General features: G+C 70.2%; 13 protein-coding genes, 1 pseudogene and 1 CRISPR repeat array. Of the genes and pseudogenes, 12 read left to right on the top strand and 2 right to left on the bottom strand.

Translation table 11 applies throughout. The features are described from left to right. Nucleotides 1-202 precede the first annotated feature (202 nt). The 9 genes from casA (at nt 203) to ACZ60X_RS33370 (ending at nt 11002) form a co-directional block, all read left to right on the top strand. On the top strand, nt 203-1894 hold the full coding sequence (casA, locus tag ACZ60X_RS33410; protein ID WP_469606585.1) for a type I-E CRISPR-associated protein Cse1/CasA: 1692 nt from the start codon (nt 203-205) through the stop codon (nt 1892-1894). After that, nucleotides 1891-3072 carry a type I-E CRISPR-associated protein Cse2/CasB gene (gene casB / locus ACZ60X_RS33405; RefSeq protein WP_469606583.1) on the top strand — a complete coding sequence of 394 codons (1182 nt, stop codon included), beginning with the start codon at nt 1891-1893 and terminating at the stop codon, nt 3070-3072. Before casA ends, casB begins: the two co-directional genes overlap by 4 nt. Nucleotides 3073-3207: 135 nt before the next feature. Continuing rightward, entirely contained in the window at nt 3208-4386 is a 1179-nt protein-coding gene (gene cas7e / locus ACZ60X_RS33400; RefSeq protein ID WP_469606580.1) for a type I-E CRISPR-associated protein Cas7/Cse4/CasC, read from the top strand. Beyond that, a complete protein-coding gene (gene cas5e / locus ACZ60X_RS33395; protein ID WP_469606578.1) occupies nt 4383-5183 on the top strand; it encodes a type I-E CRISPR-associated protein Cas5/CasD in 801 nt (266 codons plus the stop codon). The genes cas7e and cas5e overlap by 4 nt, the downstream gene beginning before the upstream one ends. 4 nt (nt 5184-5187) lie before the next feature. Further along, on the top strand, nt 5188-5973 hold the full coding sequence (gene cas6e / locus ACZ60X_RS33390; RefSeq protein WP_469606575.1) for a type I-E CRISPR-associated protein Cas6/Cse3/CasE: 786 nt from the start codon (nt 5188-5190) through the stop codon (nt 5971-5973). Further along, nucleotides 5966-6949: a type I-E CRISPR-associated endonuclease Cas1e gene (gene cas1e, locus ACZ60X_RS33385; protein WP_469606573.1), complete on the top strand. Its 984-nt coding sequence runs from the start codon at nt 5966-5968 to the stop codon at nt 6947-6949. Before cas6e ends, cas1e begins: the two co-directional genes overlap by 8 nt. Further along, the gene (gene cas2e / locus ACZ60X_RS33380) at nt 6946-7290 is read left to right on the top strand and encodes a type I-E CRISPR-associated endoribonuclease Cas2e (RefSeq protein WP_469606570.1); all 345 of its coding nucleotides are present in this window, start codon (nt 6946-6948) and stop codon (nt 7288-7290) included. The genes cas1e and cas2e overlap by 4 nt, the downstream gene beginning before the upstream one ends. 21 nt (nt 7291-7311) lie before the next feature. After that, nucleotides 7312-9222: a CRISPR direct-repeat array (repeat unit 28 nt; unit sequence GTCGTCCCCGCGCCCGCGGGGGTAGCTC). 159 nt (nt 9223-9381) lie between these two features. After that, nucleotides 9382-10107, top strand: a complete 726-nt coding sequence (locus ACZ60X_RS33375) for a hypothetical protein (RefSeq protein WP_469606567.1) — start codon at nt 9382-9384, stop codon at nt 10105-10107. Nucleotides 10108-10348: 241 nt separating this feature from the next. Then, the gene (locus tag ACZ60X_RS33370) at nt 10349-11002 is read left to right on the top strand and encodes a tetratricopeptide repeat protein (protein ID WP_469606564.1); all 654 of its coding nucleotides are present in this window, start codon (nt 10349-10351) and stop codon (nt 11000-11002) included. 222 nt (nt 11003-11224) lie between these two features. Here ACZ60X_RS33370 and ACZ60X_RS33365 read toward each other — a convergent pair whose 3' ends face one another. Beyond that, nucleotides 11225-11839 (bottom strand): hypothetical protein, encoded by a 615-nt coding sequence (locus ACZ60X_RS33365; RefSeq protein WP_469606561.1) that lies wholly within the window; start codon nt 11837-11839, stop codon nt 11225-11227. 14 nt (nt 11840-11853) lie between these two features. Continuing rightward, on the bottom strand, nt 11854-16692 hold the full coding sequence (locus ACZ60X_RS33360) for a ricin-type beta-trefoil lectin domain protein (protein ID WP_469606558.1): 4839 nt from the start codon (nt 16690-16692) through the stop codon (nt 11854-11856). Between the two features lie 1403 nt (nt 16693-18095). Between ACZ60X_RS33360 and ACZ60X_RS33355 the strand changes: the two genes are divergently transcribed. From ACZ60X_RS33355 to ACZ60X_RS33345, 3 genes and pseudogenes are all read left to right on the top strand, one after another. Beyond that, nucleotides 18096-18773, top strand: coding sequence for a hypothetical protein (locus tag ACZ60X_RS33355; protein ID WP_469606555.1), 678 nt, complete (start codon nt 18096-18098; stop codon nt 18771-18773). A 148-nt stretch (nt 18774-18921) separates the two neighbouring features. Beyond that, a pseudogene (locus tag ACZ60X_RS33350) lies at nt 18922-19011 on the top strand (telomere-protecting terminal protein Tpg); the annotation flags it as partial. A 612-nt stretch (nt 19012-19623) separates the two neighbouring features. Further along, a complete protein-coding gene (locus ACZ60X_RS33345; protein WP_469606553.1) occupies nt 19624-19971 on the top strand; it encodes a hypothetical protein in 348 nt (115 codons plus the stop codon). The last annotated feature ends 26 nt before the right edge of the window (nt 19972-19997 follow it).

Raw genomic sequence — 19997 nt, 5'->3', positions numbered from 1 at the left:
TACCCGCTCACCGGTGAAATCGCCGTGAGCCGGCTGTCTTGCAGCTGACTTTCCTCGATCCGCTTGAAGTACCAAACGTTGCCTGACACGCTCTCAACGATCGGGTGAGCGCCAACTGCCGCTAGCGGTAGGGGGCTTGCTCGGTTCGATCGGCGCGTCCGGGGGGATGCGGGAAGGTTCAGTACATGGAGGGGGGACCGCCATGAGCAGCGTGGGAGACCTCGTTCACGACAGATGGCTCCGCGTCGTCGATCGTGATGGGGTTCAGCAGTCCGTCGGTGTGTGGGGCGTGTTGTCCGAGGCGCACACGATTCGGCGTCTGGAGCTGCCGGTGCACACGATGCTGCCGGTGGTGCTGCGGCAGTTGCTGCTGCCGGTGATGATCGACGCGATTGGTGTGCCGCGCACCCGGCAGGAGTGGAGTGAGCGGTTCCATCGCGGTCACTTCTCGAAGGATGAACAAGACCGTCTGGCGCAGTATCTGGGCCCCCGCTACGGGGACCGGTTCCGCCTGTTCGACCCGGAACGCCCGTTCGCTCAGGTTGCCGGGCTTGAGGCGCTGAACGGGGAGACGAAGACGGCCGCTCAGCTGGTGCCGTCCGTGGCGTCCGGTAACAACGTGCCCCTGTTCAGCGCGCTCAGCGAGGCCGACGAGCTGCTGCTGGCGCCGGGGGATGCGGCGCTGTGGCTGCTGCACGTGCACTGCTGGGACACGGCGTCGATCAAAACTGGCGCGGTGGGGGACCCGCAGGCGAAGAACGGGAAGACGACCGGCAACCCGACCGGGCCGCTCGGTCAGCTCGGAATTGTTGTACCCACGGGGGAGACGCTGTACGACACGCTGTTGCTGAACACGCCGATCCTGCCCGACGGGCTGGAGCCGGGAGACCGGCCGCAGTGGGCGTGGAGCGAGCGTCCGGCTGGCCTGGGCTGCATGTCGCCGTCCCAGCCTGCATGGTCCGAGCGATCGGCGACCGGTCTGCTGGACCTGCTGACCTTCCAGGCCCGCCGCATCCGGCTGATCGCCTGCGAGACGGAGCAGGGCAGGCGGGTGCACCGGGCGATCGTGTCGGCCGGAGACCGGCTGGCGCAGACGCCCGAGTTCGAGCCGCACACGGCGTGGCAGCACACGGCCAAGCCGAAGAAGGGCCAGCCCCAGCGGCGGCCCCGTCGCCACACGTCGGGCCGTGCCGCGTGGCAGGGGCTGGGAACGCTCCTGGCGATGAGCCTGCCTGTGCAGGGTGACGGCCCCTACACCTCGCTGCTGCTGCGGCAGGTCGGTGACCTGCAGGGCGGCCACGTGCTGTCTGCGCGGTATCCGCTGGGTGTGGAGACGTCGGGTCTGGAGTACGGCACGCAGTCCGCCGTGGTGGAGAACGCTATCGGCGACGACCTGCCTCTGCCGGTGAAGGCCCTGCTCGCTCAGGACGACTGGCTGCGTGAAGCGCTGCTGGAGTGCGTGGCACAAGCGGACCAGGTCGCCCGTGCCCTGGACGGCCTCAACAACGATCTGCGGATCGCCGCCGGCGGTGATCCGCTGCCCCGGGACAAGGGCAGCCGGCCGTCCGCGCAGTTCCTGCACCGCCTTGATGCAACCATGCGCCGCCTGCTGGCCGGGCTGCGAACCGTCGAGGAGGACGACGAGGAGCTCCTGGAGCGCGCCCAGCTTGCGTGGGAGCAGTCCGTGCAGATCGCCGCCGAGCGGGAGGCAGGCCTCCTGCTCGCGGCGGCCCCGCCGCGGGCCGTGGTGGGCCGCACGGTGAAGAGCGGCGACAAGGAGTTCGTGTACCGCAGCGGCAAGGCCATCGGCGTCTTTCGGACCAGGCTCGCCGGCATCCTGACGCGGGCCGCCGAGGAACGCAGTGCCAAGCGCGAAGAGGAGGCCGCCGCATGACGATCAACGGCAGCACCCCCCGCACCCGCCCGCCGACGGGCCCGGCCCGGCCGTTCTTCTGGGAGGAGACCGTCCAGGACTGGCAGTCGGCGCGCAAGGAAGGGCAGCGCCCGCGCTTTTCCGAGTACGTCACACGCAACCTGCGCGCCCTGCGCGAGGGCGTCAATCAGGAGGCGGGTACCAACCTGGCCTTGCGCTCCCTGCACCGTGTCCCCCTTCAGGACGACGGCTTGGACCTCCTTCCGAACCGGTACATTGCAGAGCATCACACGCTGACCCTCTTCGGGCTGCACCAGCACGCTGCGTCCGAACCCGTCCACCAGCCGGATGTCGGTCTGGGTACCGCCTGCCTGCTGCTGCGCCGGAGCGAGGCGCTGACGCAGGCCGCCGTGGAGCGCCGGCTGATCGCGGCCGCCACCGCCCAGGACCTGAACGAACTGGTGCAGCACCTTCAGCGGCTCGTGCCGCTCCTGCGGCACGCGGGCATCGGCTTGGACTACACCCGCCTGCTGCGCGAGCTGACCGCGTGGGAGGGCCCGGGCCGCAACCGGGTGCTGCGATCCTGGGGACTGCAGTACACCGATCCATGCGCGCCGGGCACTGAAGGCAAAGAGGGCGCCGGCCAGGAGCGGGTGCCGTACTGGGTGACGTTCGTCCCCGGGAGCCCGCAGGCCGGAGCGGAACTGGCCGCGCTGCGCTCAGGCACCGGCCGTGAGCCGGGCACCATCGCCGCGATGTGGCCGTTCCACCGCACCCACATGGCATCCGAGTGGCGGAACAAGGGCTCCCTCACCCGGGACCTGGCGGCCGAGCACACCGCGCTCACCCTCTTCGCCCGCCACCAGCAAACCCACAACCGGCCGATGCACGTCGCCGGGACCAGCCCGGGCACCGCCGCCGGTCTGCTCCTGAGGAAGGCTGCCGCGGACAGCGAAGGAAAAGCCGCCACCGCGGCGCTCGAGCGGCGCTTCGGCGTTCTGCTCACCTCCGCCGACGCCGACGAACTCGCCATGCACCTGCGCTCCCTCATCCCGCTGCTGAACCAGGCCCGCATCGGACTCGACTACGACCTGCTGCGCACCGCTCTGCGGACCTGGGACGACCCCCGCCACCCGGACGCCGCGACCGATTTCCGGCAGCGATGGGACCGCGACTTCCACCTCGCTGCTTCCTCCTGACGCCGCCCGGGCCCCACCGGCCGCCACGGCACCGGGCTTTCGGCCCGGCGCACCCGCACACGTCGAACCGAGCTTTGCCCGTCTTCCTTTTCGGCGCCCGCACGACAGCGCCCCGTGCCTTCAAGGAGTCATGCCATGAGCCAGCCCGCCCTCTTCGTCGAGATCCACATCCTGCAGAGCCTGCCGCCGTCCAACGTCAACCGGGACGACTCCGGCACCCCGAAACAGGCCGTCTACGGCGGCGCCCGCCGCGCCCGCGTCTCCTCCCAAGCCTGGAAACGGGCCACCCGCACCGAATACGCCAAGCACGTACCGGAGGCCGACCGGGCCACCCGCACCAAGCGAATCGCCACCCTGCTCGCCACACGTCTGGCCCGCCCCGCCGCCGAGGGCGGCGCCGGACTCACCGGCAAGCAAGCCGACCGCCTGGCCGGCGCCCTGCTGGAGCCGCTCGGCATCACCAAGTCCAGCAAGAAGGAAGACCAGTCCGCCTACCTGCTGTTCTTCGGCAAGAAGCAACTCGACGCCCTCGTCCGACTGCTCGACGGCAAAGCCGCCGAACTCGCCGCTCTGCCTGACGACGACCTCAAAAACGAGGTGAAGAAGCTTCCCGTCGTCCAGACGCTGTCCACCGGCCACCCCGCCGAGGTCGCCCTGTTCGGCCGCATGGTCGCCGATCTTCCCGCCCTGAACGTCGACGCCTCCGTCCAGGTCGCCCACGCCCTGTCCACCCACGCCGTGCGCACCGAGTTCGACTACTACACCGCCGTCGACGACGAGAACACCGACGACCACGGCGCCGGCATGATCGGCACCGTCGAATTCAACTCCTCCACCCTGTACCGCTACGCCGTCCTGGGCGTGCACCAGCTCCGCGACAACCTCACCGACACCGAGGAGACCCGCCAGGCGGCGGTCCGGTTCGTCGACGCGTTCGCCCGGTCCATGCCGACCGGGCACCAGAACTCCTTCGCCCACCGCACCCTGCCCCACCTGGTGCTGGTGACGGTCCGCGCCGACCAGCCCGTGAACCTGGTCTCCGCCTACGAAGAGCCCGTTACCGGCGTCACCGGCCTGGCCTCGGAATCCGTTGTACGGCTCGCCGACGAGCTCAAGGCGGTAGGCGAGACCTGGGGCGACAAACCACTGCGCACGGTTGCCACCTACACCGCCGAAGGCGACAAAATCACCGAGGTCTTCGGTCCCTCCCGGCCCTTCCCCGCCCTGCTCGACACCGTCGGCGCCCTGGTGGGACAGTGGCTCGCCGACGGCCGGCTCGCCCCCGCCGAGACCACGCAGGCCGGCAACCGGTGACCGGCACCGACCACTCCGTCCTCGTGCTGCGGCTGGCCGCCCCCCTGCAGTCCTGGGGCGGCCCGTCCCGCTACAACCGGCGCGAAACGCGTCCCCAGCCCACCAAGTCCGGCATCCTCGGTCTCCTGTCCGCCGCCGAAGGCCGCGACCGAGAGGCATCTCTCACCGACCTGGTCGGACTGCAACTCGGCGTCCGGGTGGACCAGCCCGGCACCCTGCTGCGCGACTACCACACCTACAGCGACTACCGCGGGCTGCCGCTGCTGTCCGCCAAGGCCAACGCCAAGGGACAGCAGACCAGGACCGCCCCGCCCAAGTACACCGGCGTCACCCAGCGCTTCTACCTCCAAGACGCCGTCTTCGTCGCAGCCCTCCGCGGTCCGCACGCCTTGATGGAGGGCCTGGAAAAGGCTGTCCGCAACCCCGTTTTCCCGCTCAGTCTCGGCCGCCGCTCCTGCCCGCCCACCGGACCCGTCAGCCTCGGACTGCGGGACGACACCCGGCTGGAAGAAGTCCTGAAGGAAGTGCCCTGGCAGGCCGGCAACCACCGCCGCCGACAGGCCAAAGGCCCCACCGTGTCCCTGGAAGCAACCGTCGAGGACCCCACCGGTGACCAGCTCGCCGTCGACGTCCCCGACACCTACGACCTCAAGACCGGCACCCGGTTCGCCCGGCGCGCTGTCCGTCACCTCTGGGTCACCGTCCCCACCGGCCGCACCCAGCCGGACCGCCCCGACGGGAACACCGGCACCGACGGCCCCTCCGACCACGACCCGTTCGCCCTCCTGGGCTGGTGAGCAGATGCCCTACTTGTCAAAAATCGCCCTCAACCCCCGCCGCCGTGCCGCCACGGCCCTGCTTTCCAGCCCACACCGCCTGCACGCCGCCATCCTGGCCGGACTGGCCGTACAGCCCGTCACCGAACGCGTCCTGTGGCGCCTGGACAGCACCACCCCCCACCGGGCCGACATCCTCGTCCTCACCAACAGCCGCCCCTCCTGGGCACACCTCGTCGACGACGCTGGCTGGCCCCGAGCCGACGGAGGCACCCCGCTCATCGCCGACTACACGCCCCTCCTCGAGCGCATCACCCGCGGCCGCGAGTTCGCCTTCCGCATCACCGCCAACCCCGTCCACAGCGTCCCCCGCCCCACCCGGCCGAGCGAGCAACAGGCCACCCGCCTGAAGGAAGGAGCCGACAACGGCAGCCGGCACCGAGGCTTCCGCGTCGCCCACCGCACCGCAGCCCAGCAACTCCAATGGCTCCTCAAACGGTGCGAACGCCACGGCTTCAGCATCCCCGACGCCACCACCACACCTCCCGCCCCCAGCCTGCAGACCGAAGGGCAAAACCTGTCCGCCGGACCCGCGGTGACCATCGTCAGCCGCGACATCCTCCGCTTCCACAAAAGCCCCGACGGCCCACGCGTCACCCTGTCCACCGTCACGTACGAAGGACGCCTGCGCGTCACCGACCCCGACACGCTGCGCGCCAGCCTCCTCGGCGGGATCGGCCCCGCCAAGGGCTACGGACAGGGCCTGCTCACCCTCGCCCCACTCCGCACCAGCGAGGACGAGCATGGCTGACCCCTGGTGGCGGACCGGATCACAGGACGTGCACAGGCTCGAGGACCGCATCTCCAGCCTCTATGCCGAACGCTGCCACATCGACCGGGACGACAACGCCATCGTCCTGGTCAACAAGACGCGCACCGTCCACGTCCCGGCCGCCTGGCTCGCCGTCCTCCTCATCGGCCCCGGAAGCCGGATCACCCACCCCGCCGTTACCCTGCTCGCCGACTCCGGCACCGCCGTGTGCTGGGTCGGCGAACAGGGCGTGCGCCTCTACGCCACCGGCACCAGCACCGCGCGCGGCTCCCAGCTCCAGCTTCGCCAGGCCTGGCTGGTCACCCGTCCCAAGGAACGAGTCGCCGTCGCCCGCCGCATGTACGACATGCGCTTCCCCGGCGAAGACACCACCGGCTTGACCCTCCAGCAGCTCCGCGGACGCGAAGGGACCCGCATCCGCAAGCTTTATGCCCAGCACGCAGAGCGGACCGGAGTGCCCTGGACCAAGCGCGAGTACAAGCCAGGTGACGCCTTCGCCGCCGGCGACGACGTCAACCGGCTCCTGTCCGCCGCCAACTCGGCCCTCTACGGCATCTGCCACGCGGCGATCACCGGGCTGGGCGCCAGCCCCGCCCTCGGCTTCGTCCACACTGGCAACGCCCTCTCCTTCGTCCTGGACATCGCCGACCTCTACAAGGCCGAGTTCACCATCCCCCTCGCCTTCGACCTCTGCGCGCAGGGCCTGACCTCCGAGCGTGACGCGCGTACAGCCCTTCGGGACGTAGCCGTGCGAGGCAAACTCCTGCCCCACATCGTCGCCGATATTAAGCAACTCCTCGTCCCCGACGGAGTCGAACTGCCCGACGAGGACCTTGGCGCCCTCTGGAGTAACGGCAACACCGTCGTCAGCAGCGGCCGTAACTGGGGCTCTGTCCACCACCTCGACGTCATCCCGGAACCCACCGACACCACCCCCGAGGGAGGTGCCCCGTGAGCGACAGGACGACCGTGATCGTCCTCATCGCGGCCCCACCCGGGCTCCGGGGACACCTCACCCGATGGTTCGTCGAAGTGGCCGCAGGCGTCTACGTCGGAAACCCCAACCCCCGCATCCGCGACCGCCTGGGGAGTGTCCTCGCCGAACGCATCCAGGATGGCCAAGCCGTCATGATTGAACCGGCGGCCACAGAACAGGGCTGGTCCGTCCGCACCGCCGGCCGCAACCGCTGGACACCCGTCGACTTCGACGGCCTGACCCTAATAGCCCGTCCACGCCAGAGCGGACAACCATGGCGGCCGACGAACGAGGCAAAGCAAAATGACCTGACCGGCTGACAACACTGCAGGTCATGAAGTGTCGTCCCCGCGCCCGCGGGGGTAGCTCCCAGGCCCTGGGCGACATCGGCGGCCTGTTCTCGTCGTCCCCGCGCCCGCGGGGGTAGCTCCAGGGCCTCCGGGCACACCACCTCTTGTCCCTCGTCGTCCCCGCGCCCGCGGGGGTAGCTCCGTCCGTCAGCGCCTGTGCCACGGTCGTTGTGTGTCGTCCCCGCGCCCGCGGGGGTAGCTCGATCGCTAAGCCCTTTGCCAGCGGTGGTGTCTGGTCGTCCCCGCGCCCGCGGGGGTAGCTCCGCCCCTCCGCAACCTCCATGCCCACCGACGTGGTCGTCCCCGCGCCCGCGGGGGTAGCTCGTAGCCGGTGGCTTCGTCCTGGATGGTGTCCGTGTCGTCCCCGCGCCCGCGGGGGTAGCTCCGGATCCCCCGGCGTGGTGCACGGTGGCAGCGAGTCGTCCCCGCGCCCGCGGGGGTAGCTCGCCTTCTCCGCCATGGGTCAGCTGATGCAGACCGTCGTCCCCGCGCCCGCGGGGGTAGCTCGGTGGGCATCACGCTGCCCCGCACGAGCCAGGAGTCGTCCCCGCGCCCGCGGGGGTAGCTCGTCCGCAACGTCTACCGCGAGCGCGCCCACCTCGTCGTCCCCGCGCCCGCGGGGGTAGCTCCTCTCCCGTGATGCCTCCGGGGGGGTCGTCCCCGCGCCCGCGGGGGTAGCTCCGCCTCGCCCTGGTTGTCCCAGTCCCACTGGATGTCGTCCCCGCGCCCGCGGGGGTAGCTCTCGGGCCTTCGCTGCGCTACGGCCCTAGCCCCCGTCGTCCCCGCGCCCGCGGGGGTAGCTCCCCGGGCACGCTCACGGTGAAGGTGTACCAGGAGTCGTCCCCGCGCCCGCGGGGGTAGCTCGTCCAGTACGGCGGCGTGGCCGGTCCCGGGTCGGTCGTCCCCGCGCCCGCGGGGGTAGCTCCGCGGCGCAGGACGAACGCGGGGCCGGTGATACGTCGTCCCCGCGCCCGCGGGGGTAGCTCGAGCTGACGCATCTCCGCGGGTGAACGCAGGTGGTCGTCCCCGCGCCCGCGGGGGTAGCTCCGAGACCCCGGCGACGGAGGCGGCCATGCCGCGGTCGTCCCCGCGCCCGCGGGGGTAGCTCCGTGTCACAGTGGGGTTGCGGGTGGGGAGGCATGTCGTCCCCGCGCCCGCGGGGGTAGCTCCCGGGTCGCCGCGTTGGCCGGGACCGTGACCGCGTCGTCCCCGCGCCCGCGGGGGTAGCTCCCGCATTGACTCCCTCTACCTCATCGCCAACGAGTCGTCCCCGCGCCCGCGGGGGTAGCTCCCCCACCACCGTCTCCTACAGCCCCGGCATGCCGTCGTCCCCGCGCCCGCGGGGGTAGCTCGGCCGAGGAGCTTTTCGCGGCCTTCGTCGGGGCGTCGTCCCCGCGCCCGCGGGGGTAGCTCCACGTCGATCTTGTTGATCGTGGCGGGCTGCCGGTCGTCCCCGCGCCCGCGGGGGTAGCTCGTAGTGCATGATGGGGAGCCATGGAGCCAGAGCGTCGTCCCGGCGCCCGCGGGGGTAGCTCCCAGCTCTTCACTACGATCACCCTAGACACTCAGTCGTCCCCGCGCCCGCGGGGGTAGCTCACCGCCCTGGGGGCGGCCGGGCTCGGCGCCTTCCGTCGTCCCCGCGCCCGCGGGGGTAGCTCCGGTCGTCAGGAGCACCGTGCCCGCCCCGTACAGTCGTCCCCGCGCCCGCGGGGGTAGCTCGCGCAGGCCGTGGCCGCGCGGTTCGCCCGCGCCGTCGTCCCCGCGCCCGCGGGGGTAGCTCGAACCCGCTCGGGCCCGCCGTGCACAACGTGCGGTCGTCCCCGCGCCCGCGGGGGTAGCTCGACGCCATGGACGCCTACGTCCCCCTCGACCCGGTCGTCCCCGCGCCCGCGGGGTTAGCTCCCCCTTCTGGGCCGCCAGCAACTGGTACTTCGAGTCGATCTGCGGGGCTTCGACCCCGACCTGCCGCCCGCAGACCCCTCCGCGATCCTGGAGGCATTCCTGCGACAGCTCGGCGTGCCCGCACAACAGATCCCCGCGGATAGGGACGAGCGCGCAGCGATGTACCGAGACCGGCTCCGAGACCGCAGCGCGCTGGTTCTGCTCGACAATGCCGCCAACGAGGACCAGGTCCGCGATCTGATTCCGGCCGGTCCCAGCTGCCTGGTGCTGATCACCAGCCGCCGCAGCCTGGCCGGCCTCGACGGCGCTTCCTCGCACCCGCTCGATACGTTCTCCGAAGCCGAATCACTCGACTTGCTCGTCCGCATCGCAGGTCGCGAACGCGTGACCGCAGAGCCCGAGGCGGCCGAGCGGATCGTCCGATCCTGCGATCGCCTCCCGCTCGCTCTCGGCCTCGCCGGGGCCCGGCTCCGTTCTCGTCCGGCTTGGAGCCTCGCCGAATTAGCCGACCACCTTGAAGCCGGTCGCTTGGAGGCAATTCGCGCTGGCGGACGCGCGATCCGCCCTGTGTTCGACGTCTCCCACCAAACGCTCCTGGACGGGCCACGGCAGCTGTTCCGGTTGCTCGGACTTCTCCCGGGCCCGGACTTCAGCGCGCCGGCTGCCGCCGCACTGTCGGGCACCACCATCGGCGAGGCCACCGAGACACTGGAACTGCTCCTGGACGAGCACCTGTTGCAGCAACGTCGCAGCGAGCGCTTCGAGTTGCACGACCTGCTCCGCGCCTACGCCCTCGACCTTGTGGGACTGGCTGGCGAGGCGGTGCGGAGTCGGCGCTTGCCCGGATCACATCCTGGTACGCGCGCAGTGTCTACAACGCGATGACTGCGCTTCAGAAGGTGGTGGATCCACCCACGGTGCAGTGCCGTAGTGATCCGGCACTGTTCGACTCCCACGACGCTGCCTTGGCATGGCTGGCGGCTGAGGAGACCAAACTGGAGCACATCGTCCACGCCGCCGCCGACTCCGGCCTTCACGACGCAGCCTGGCAGACAGGCCGCTTCTCAGACGCATCTACGGCGAGAGCGGCAGAATCGCCGACAGCGCCCGAATCAGTCGGGCGGCCGTGGAGTCGGCCCGGAAGGCGGGCAACCGCGCCGCCGAGGGGCTGGCGCTGTGCGACGTGGGATGGGCCTGCGCCGAACTGGAGCGCCGCCGGCCCGACGCCGACCTGAGCGAGGCGGAATCGTGCCTACGCCAGGCAGTGGAGCTATTCGGTCGAATGGGTGACGACCACAGCAAGGCCTACGCGCTGAGCGATCTGGGGATGGTCCTCAGCTACCAGAGCAGAAACGCTGAGGCGCTCGACTGCTACGAGGAGGCATTGACGATCTCCCAGGAGGAAGGAGACCGCAAACGCATCGGCACCATGCACTGCAACATCGGCACCCACCACTTCCGAAGGAAGCACTACGACCTGGCCCTCGCCGGCTATCTCCGCGCCCTGGAGATCCTCGACGCCCCAGGAGCTGACAGCTTCGGAATCTCTCTGCTGCTCGGGAACATCGCCGAGGTCTACCTCCTCACCGGCGAGTACGACAAGGCGCAGAGCTACGAGACACGTCGGCTCGCCCTGGCCCGGGCCTACCGGTATAGCGCCAGTGACCGCAACGTGCAGACCTTCTCGCTCATGCACCACTTCAAGCGCCTGGCCGTCCGCTGGGAACGACGCCTCGACCTGCACGACGCCCTCGTCTGCCAGGCTTGCGGCCTTATCTGACGGTGCGGCCTCGGTCAGTGCCGCCAGCGTCATTGGCAGCCGGTAGCTGGGAACCGGGGGTCGGCAGTTTCCGGACGAGGCAGGTGCTCCGGAAGTTGCGTCATGCGGCTGGACGATCAGATCGCCTCGCATGGCAGACCGCGTACGTGTGTCTCTGATCGGCCAACGCGGAAGGACCGCTGCACCTGTGGTGCAGCGGTCCTGTAACGGGCCTGGGCTCTGTTAGGGCCGACTCTCGGCTTCGACTAGAAACTGGACTGAGTCCACCACGAACTCGCCGTAGTGGAGGGCCGACCCGATGGTCTCGAGCCGCGCGTACTGCTCCGGAATCAGCGTCCCGCCACGGGCGACCGTCATGGCCCGCAGCAACAGCCGAAAGGCCAGCTCCGGAGTGCAGCGGCGGGCGCAGTCGATGAGCGCCGCCCGCACGTCGGCCTCCAGGAACCGTGTTTCGTGTATCTCGGCGAGGACCGCATCCAACTGGGTCGCACCGTCTTCCGTGTCCGCTCCGACCAGAGGAGGTACGTCCGCCTTCACTGACAGGCGGGCATCACACAGGCCGACGACCGTCCGCGTCCACTCCGCTCCTCCCCCAACCCGCTCGAAGGCGGGCATGTAGTCTGCACCGGCGTCCCACAACACCTCCAGTGTCTTGGAGGCAAGCCCGTCCAGGAGCGTCTGGGCATCGCGTCGGACGGCCAGGACATACTCGTCATCCACGTCGGCGAGGTTCTTGGCAACGACGTCGGCGGCCGTGGGCCCGTCATAGCACCAGTCCTGATGGAAGAAGCCCATCACCCACGAGACGCCGAAGTCGAACTCTGTGAACCGCTGCACTGTTTGCACCTCCCTCACATCGGATAGAACGTCTGCACGTAGTAGCCCCGGGGGTGCTTGGGGATTCCCCGGCCCCTGGGCGCCTTCACCAGCTTGAGGAAAAACCTGTTGCCGGCGTCCTCAGTGGGCCGGTCCGCCCAGTAGACCTTGCCCAGGGAAGATCCCCCGGTTCCGAAGGCCCCTCTCAATGTCAGCTCGCTCGAGCCGCCCTGCGTCCGCATCCACTTGGTGATCCTGCTGGCGTTCTGGTCCAAAGCGTAGTCGAGGACCTTCTGTGCCGTTGCTTCATCCACCCACACGCTGTTCGCCGTGGGCTTGCCGTACTTCCGCGTTTTGTACTCAGACAGGTCCTTGGCGCCCTTCTCGTCCGGCCGCACGTGCTCGGCGAGGGTGTGTGCGTCGGGGAACTGGCTTTCGTCCAATGCCAGGTTGTCACAGTTGTGGACGAGGACCGGGCTGTTGCCGGCGACTGCGTAGAAGGTGTGCAGGCCGGAGACGGTCAGGTCGTACACCGTCCGGGGTGCCGCTTCGTGCCGGTCGTGCAGGGTGGTCACGGTGCGGACGGCTCCGTCGGGAGCGCGCAGGGTGTCTCCGCGCCGCAGCTCGGAGGCGAGGGTCCAGCCGCGGCCGGTGGCGTAGAAGCGGTGTCCGGGTGTGCTGGTGAGGTGTCCGCCGTCGGTGAGGGTGACATCGACCAGGTCGGCGGTGGTGTGGTGGAACGTCCGGGTGACCGGTTCTCCCTGGGCGTGTCCTGTCGCGGGGTCGGTGGCCAGCAGCAGGTCACCGGTGTGCACGTCGCGCAGCGCCTTGCGGCTGCCGTCGGTGAGGAGCACCTGGGTGGTGCCGGGGAAGCTGTTGATCGTGCAGGCCGTTCGCGCTTCCTCGTACACGTCGACCGAATGCTCGATGTCCGCCAGCGTTCCGGCGTCGACGTCGAGGGTTTTCAGGGCTTTCAGTGCGTCGGCGATCCCTTCCCCGGAGCGCAGGGCGGCGTCGACGCCTCGGATCGCCTCGGCGATCTTCCCGAGCGGGCCGCCGAGCGGGAGCCAGGTGGCGGCCCAGGCGCAGTCGCCGAGGCTGCCGTCGCCGTCACCGCTGAGCTTGTGGTAGCAGCCGGTGAAGTCGCCCACGATCGACTTGGCGATGCCCGTCCAGAGTTCGACGGTCACGTCCCACGCGGACATCTTGACCTTCTTGCTCAGGCCCTTGACCGTCACCGTCTTCAGGAAGACGGTGTCTTCTGGTGGGCACCCGGTCTGGGTTGCGGGCACGTCCGGGTTGAGGCACAGGTAGTAGCTGACGACGGCGTCGAAGTGCGCCAGGTACACCAGGGTGTTGCAGTCGATGCCGTGGCATTCGTTGGGCAGTTGTTCCGGATCGCCGTCCTGCTTGATGTCGTCGATGACGGAGAACACCCCGCCGACCCCGGTCCCGGCGCCCGTCTGCACCTGCTGGTTGGCCTTCTGGCGTTCGGCCTTGTCGGCGGCGTCCTGGGCGTCCTTGGCGTACTTGTCGGCGTCCCTGGCGGCCTGTTCGGCCTCGGTTGCCGCGGTGTCGGCGCGGTCGGCCGCCGCGCGGGCGTCCTTGGCGTCCTGTTCGGCCTGGGCGGCTGCGGAGCGGGCGGCGTCGGCGTCGAGTTCGGCGGTGTCGGCCGAGGCGCGGGCGTCCTTGGCGTAGCCTTCGGCGTTGCCGGCCGCCGTGTCGGCTGCCGCGGCGTCGGCGGTGGCCTGTTTGTCGTAGTCGATGGTGCGGGCGAGGGATTCCTGGGCTGCGGCGGCGGCTTTGGCGGCGTCGGCCGCGTAGCCGAGGGCGTCCTTGGAGTAGGTGCGGGCGTCGGCGGCGTACTGGGCGGCGTTGGCCGCGTGCTGGTAGGCCTCTTTGGCGTCGCCCTTGGCCTGGTCGGCGATGTTCTTGGCGGCATCCGCCTGGGCCTGGGCGTTCTTGGCGTGGGCGTCGGCGACGGCCTGCTGCTGGTCCGCGATGGACTTGGAGGCCTGCCCGGTCAGGACGACCAGGCCGGCGGCGGAGTCGGTGTCGACATAGGGGGAGCCGAGCTGGACGGCGTCGTTGGCGGGGCTGGCGACCTGTGCGGCGGCCTTGCCGGCGTCCACGGCGGCCTGGGCGGTGACATGCGCGTAGCCGGCGGCTTTCGCCGACGCCGCCAGTGCCTTGCCGGCCTCGGTGTTCGCGGCGTCCGCCTGGGACTTGGCGTCCTTGGCGTGGCCTTCGGCCTCGTCGGCCAGCTTGACCGCGGCCCGGGCCTCGCTCGCGGCGTCCTGGGAGGCCTTGATGGCGTCGGCGGCGGCGCTGGTGGCGGTCTTGACGGCCGAGTTCGCCTTCAGCTTGTCGGCCTGGGCGGCGTCGGCGTCGGAGCGGGCGCGCTTGGCGGCGGCCTCGGCGCGTGTGGCGGCCGCGTCGGCGTCGGCGGCCGCCTGGGTGGCGGCGTCCGCGTCCGCGCGGGCCTTGCCCGCGGCGGTCCCGGCGTCGTCGGCGGCCTTGTCCGCCGCGTCCGCCGCGGCGCGGGCGGCACCGGCCGCGTCTGTGGAGGCGACCTTGTCGGCGTAGGCGTCCTTGGCGTCGGCCTTGGCGCGGGCGGCGTCCGCCTTCTGCTCGGCGTCCCAGGCGTCGTCTCGCATGGCCTTGGCGTGGTCGCGCGCTGTGACGGCCGCGTCCCGCTTGTCCGCGGCGGTCTTCTCGGCGGCGTCGGCCTTGTCCTTGGCGTCCTTGGCCTTGCCCGCCTCGGCTTCGGCGCTCTTCCTGTCGTTGGCGGCCTCGGCCTGCTTCGCGGCCGCCGTCTCCTTCTCCGCTTTGGCGGTCTTCTCCTGGGCCTCGGCGTCGAGCCGCTTGGCGTGGGCGTCGGCGGCGGCCGCCTTCGCATCACCCTCCGCCTTCACCGCAACCGCGAGCTTGGCCTCCGCGGTCTCCTTGTCCGCCTTGGCGTTGTCACGATGGATCTTCGCCGCATCCGCGGCTGCCTTGGCCTGCTCCTCGGCTGCCTTCGCGGCCGCCTTGCGGAACTCCGCCTTGACCTGTGCGGCCTGGGCGAGGGCCCGCTGCGCGATGGTCGCGCTGTCGCCGGCGGAGGCACGGGTGGCGGCCTCGGCGGTCTCACCGGCCTTCTCCATCGCCTGGAGCGCGGCCACCGCACCCCGGGTCACCTGTGCCTTCTGTTGCCCCACCAGCAGACCACGCCCGCGCGGGGCGCCGCCCGCGTCCGCGATGCCGTAGGCGCTCTGGAGGGCGGTGTCGGAGCCGGTTGCGGCCTTCTGCGCGGCCGTCAACTGCGTCTGCAAGACGGTCAGTTGCTTCTTCGCGCCCGCCTGGGCGGCCGAGACGCCGGCGGTGGCCTTGGTGAACTGGGCCTTGTCCGGGTAGCCGAGTTTGTCCGTGCCGTCATGTCCCTGGGGGACGATGCGGATCCTCTGCGCGTCGGTGCCGTTGCACGTGTACAGCTGGGCGTCGTTGCCGTTGGTGAACGTGTGCAGGTCCAGGCACTTGTCCGTGGCGGCGTTGTGCAGCTCGCCGGCGGCGCGGAGGTCGAACCGCCACTGCTGCGCGGAGCTGCCGTTGCACGTCCAGAGCTGGATCTTCGTGCCGTTGGCGTTGTCGCCGCTCTTCACGTCCAGGCACTTGCGCGCGTTGGTGTTGTACAGGGCGTAGCCGCCGTCGTACAGGCCCCCGAGCTTCCACTCCTGGGCGGCGCTGTTGTTGCAGGTGTAGATCTGCACCGGGGTTCCGTTGGCCGTCCCGCTGTCCTGGACGTCCAGGCACTTGCCCTTGGCCGCCTCCACCCGCATCACCATCGAGGAGTCACCGATCCAGCCGATGCCGCCGGGGGACCAGTAGTCCTGCCAGCGCGTGAGGTGGTCGGCGACCCAGGAGTGCCCGAGCATGTCGCTGAGCGCCTTCGCACCCTTGGCCAGGGCGTCGACGGTGGTCTTGTTCGCGTCCAGGATCTGGTTGCGCTGCGTGGCCTGGGAGGAGACCTCCTGCTGCCACTCGCCGGCCGCGGTGGACGTGATGTCGCCCAGCACGTTGTCCGGGTCCAGCGGGTCACGCCAACCGCAGGCGGCGAACCGGGACTTCACGTCCTCCACCGCGATGCGGTACTCCGGTGTTCCCGGCTGCGGAGCGGTGCGCGGGAAACCGCCGGAGGACAGGAAGATGCGAGCGTCGTCGGCGCCCGCGTTCGTGGCCGGGCCGCCGTGCATCCACTGGAAGGCGTTGTGCTCGGCCAGCGCCCGGTTCCACTCCTGCTGCGTCGTCCCGGCCGGGTCGGGGTCCTTGCCGTAGAGCGGGTTGCCCACGGCGTCGACGGCCTTGAGGGCCGCCTCGTCGGCCTTCGGGGTGTCGTCCTGGTAGAAGTCGTCGTCGTTCGCCCAGAACCGGTCGGCGACCCACTTGCCCAGACCCGTCTGTTCGTCGAACGACTTCTGCCCATCGCCACTGGTGCCGGGCGGCCAGTGGAACGCCGCGTCCGTGAAACCGCCAGGGGTCACCAGGCCGTCGAGAGGCTTCTTCCAGCCCTCCCGCTGGGCCGCGAGATCGTCCATCTGCTTGCTCGCCGCGTCCCGGTCCTTCTGGTACGCCACGGCCAGCGGCGTCTTCTCCCAGTGGTCCCGGTCGGCCAGGGCATGCAGCTTGTCGGCGGGCTGGTTGAGCCCGTCCTGCGCGGTCGCGGCCATCGACGCCCCGCCGAGCCGCAGTACGTCGGCCATCAGGCACTGGTCCTGCCGCAACTGCTCGGCGGAGGTGTCCTGGTACCAGGGGTAGGAATCGTCCGCCGGTTCCGCGTGCAGCCGGGACGCACCCGGCTGAACCGCGACACCCGCCACAACGGCCAGCGCGGCCACCGACGTTACGGCGGAGCTGAACTTCCCTGGTCTTCGTGATCCGCGCAGGCGGAACCAAGGCTTGGAGCGCAAAAGAGCGTCCCTTTCTTCCTCAAAGGGGGCGCGCCGGGGCGGAGCCGACGATCCGGGAGAGAAGAGCGCTCTTACTGGTCGGCGCGTACGGACGGCCGGTACGACGGCATGGTGAAGCAGCCTCTCCCCGTGAGCGACGGTGTTCCCCCGGTCGCTGAATGATGCGCGCTCGGACGCGGATTGGTCATGATCCGGTCATGCGCGGCTTTACCTTACCCATACACCGGCAGGCTCGTACAGACGTTCACTTCCGGGCGTACGAGGATGCCGGCCTGAAGCCGCCGCACGAGCCACTCCCCGAAGAGGGCAGGAAGAACCCGACTCCACAAGGAGGTTCCGTGATCTCCTGGTGTGGATCTTGTGTGCATGAGGGGGAGAACGGGGTCATCAATGGCGCAAGAGATGGCCTGATCTCACTCCACAGTGCATACACGCGCCCTACTCACCGACGAACCGGTCGCCTGCCGCGTCCGAGCACAACCCCGCAAACAAAATCGCGTAACACGCCCACGGGGTGGGGATTCGCTGCGGGCGCCGGCCAGGGCGTAGCGGCCTACTGCCTGCGCCTTCAGCACCTGATCAGCGGGGAGCTGCGGGAAGCGGTGTACTGGCGGGATCAGGTCGGAAGCATCCTGGCCGACCGGGACGGCAGGGACCTGAGCGCCAGTGACAGGGCGAAGCTGATCGAGGTGCTGGGGAACTTCGCCGGCTACAGCGCCCGCCTCGGTGCCCACCGGGCTGTACCCATCGGCGGGCTGAAGGAAGAAGTCGACCGCCTGGCCGACGACCTGCACGACGACGGCCTGCTGTGCCGGCCCGACCGCCGCCCGACCGCCGTCTGGCCGACCGGCTGCGTGAGCTCACCAGCCACTGACCGCAAAGCAGCCGCAGAAGGGAGCCCGCCCAGGGCACCGTCCTTGCCCGGGAAGGCTCCCCTCGCTGTGCCCGCAGAAAGGGGCCCGCTCGTGACCACCCCTACACCGCCTGTCGGCCGGCCATCCCGTTCCCGGCGCTGCCTGTGGACTCGCAGGCAGCGCCGTTGGCCGCCGGGCACTTCGTCCGCGGTCTCGCCTACGGCGCCGGACTGGCCGCCGCCAGCCTGCTCAGCTACTGGATGGAGAACCGTCTGTAGCCCGCCGCCGGGCTGGCCGCTTACGCCGACGTCCCATGGCGCCCTCCGGCCTGCGGGAGAGCGAGATCGTGCCGGACGACGGCCGGCCGGTCGGGGCGGGTGTCCGGGCGTACACCCGTGCGCTGGGGGCCGGGCGGTAGAAGGCCTTCGCGGCTGGGGAGCATGTGGCCAGCTATCGCTCGTTCGTGAGGGGCCGTCAATGCGTTCCATGTACCGCGCCGTACCAGTGGCGCTGCTCGCCTGCCTTGTGCTGGCAGGCTGTTCCTCGGGTTCACATTCCGGCTCGGTCACGTCCGGCAAGGACGCGGCAGCGGCGGCCGGGCCGTCGGGCAGCGCGGTCCCGGCGGGAGGGCCGGCGCCGGGGATCGCGGTGGGGGCGGGCCCGCAGAAGATGTACACGGTGCAGCAGCAGCCTCCCGCGGGCAGGTGCACGTACCGGTACGAGAAGGGGGAGCCGCTGCCGGATGCGAGGTGCACGCCGGGTGCCGTCTCGCCGGCGGTGACGCAGGCGAATCTGGCGTCGACGATCTGCCGCAAGGGCGGCTACACCAAGGGCATCCGGCCGCCGGAGGCGGTCACCGGGAAGGAGAAGCGGCTGAACGCCGCCTCCTACGGCTACAAGGGCAGCCTCAAGGACGCGGAGTACGACCACCTCCTCAGCCTCGAGGTCGGCGGCGACCCGAACGACGCCCGGAATCTGTGGGTGGAGCCGCCGGACCCGGCCCACAAGCCGGGATCCGGGGTGAACAACCTCAAGGACCCGGTGGAGTCGAAGCTGCACACTGCGGTCTGCTCGGGGAAGGTCACCCTCAAGGCGGCACAGGAAGCGCTCGCCTCCGACTGGACGACCGCACTGAACCGGCTCGGCATCAGCTGACCTGGCAGATCCCGGCCCGAGCCGGGAGGCAGGAGCCCCGTCGCCCGGGGGACCTCCTTGAGCCCTTCGGTTGCGATCTCTGGCAGCTGCTGGTCGCTGGCGCCGGCCTCGGTCACTCCCCACACGCGTGGCTCGGACACTTCGTGACCAGCTGTACTTCCAGGACAACGGCCGCCGTGCCGGACAGCTGGAGGAGGTCCGCTTCACGGATATCGAGCACCTCGAGTTCGACCTGTAGCAGCCGCGCCCCGAACAGCCCACGAGCCCGGTGAGACTGAGCGCTTGGCCTGGCGAGTTAGCGCCTTGCTTGGCGGCTCTGAGCGCTGGGGTTGGCGGGCAGGGTAGCGGCGAGGCTTCCCACCTGCGGCGTTTTCAGGGGAATCGGTATCTAGGAGTCTCTTCTGAGGAATGTTCTGAGGTTCGCGAAGTAGCAGAAGCGTCCAGCTCATGGGTGCGTATCCGGAGGCGTTCATTCCTACGCATGGATGATCTTCGATTGTTGTTTCCCGTCGTGGCTCGGCACGCAGTGTTCCCCTGGCGCTCCTCCTGGAAGGGCGCTGTTCAGAGGACCAGCAGCTGATGAAGGGGACGGGAACTGATGAGTTTCACGAGTCCGGGGATCCGCCGGTGGATCGGTTGTGTGGCCGCGGCGGCAGGCATCGCGGTGGTGGGACTGCCGGCTATGGCTGTGCCGGCGGCTGCGGCGGACAGTACAGTGCGGGCGGTCAGCGGGCCCGAGGTAGGGCCGGATGGAGTGTCCTGGGCGCAGTGCCCAGAAGGCACACAGCTGGTCGGCGGCGGCTACTCCGCTGCGCCCGCATACACGTATGGGGGTGCGTACTCCGACACCGTGGAGGTCAATGCCCCTTCGGTGAGCCACCCCGGCGCGTGGGCGGCCAAACCGCACGTCGGCCGGATCAGTGCCTATGCCCTGTGTGACAGCAGTTCGGCGCCCACCCGCGCCGTCGGCGACTACGTGCGCAAGGGCGGCGACGTCTCGTACGCCCAGTGCCCGGACGGCACCAACCTGGTGACCGGCGGCTACGCGATCACTCCGGTGTACAGCAACGGCGGGACGCCATACGACTCTGTGGACGTCAACGCACCGTCCGAGAGCAGGCCGAACGCCTGGGTAGCCAAGTCACACACCAGCGGCGGATATATCCAGGCGTTCGCCCTGTGCCGCGACGTCGCCTGACGACACGCAGAGCCTCGCGGCGATGC

The sequence above is a fragment of the Streptomyces sp. NPDC104106 genome (assembly GCF_055584345.1).
This window is presented reverse-complemented; position numbering and strand designations above follow the sequence as displayed.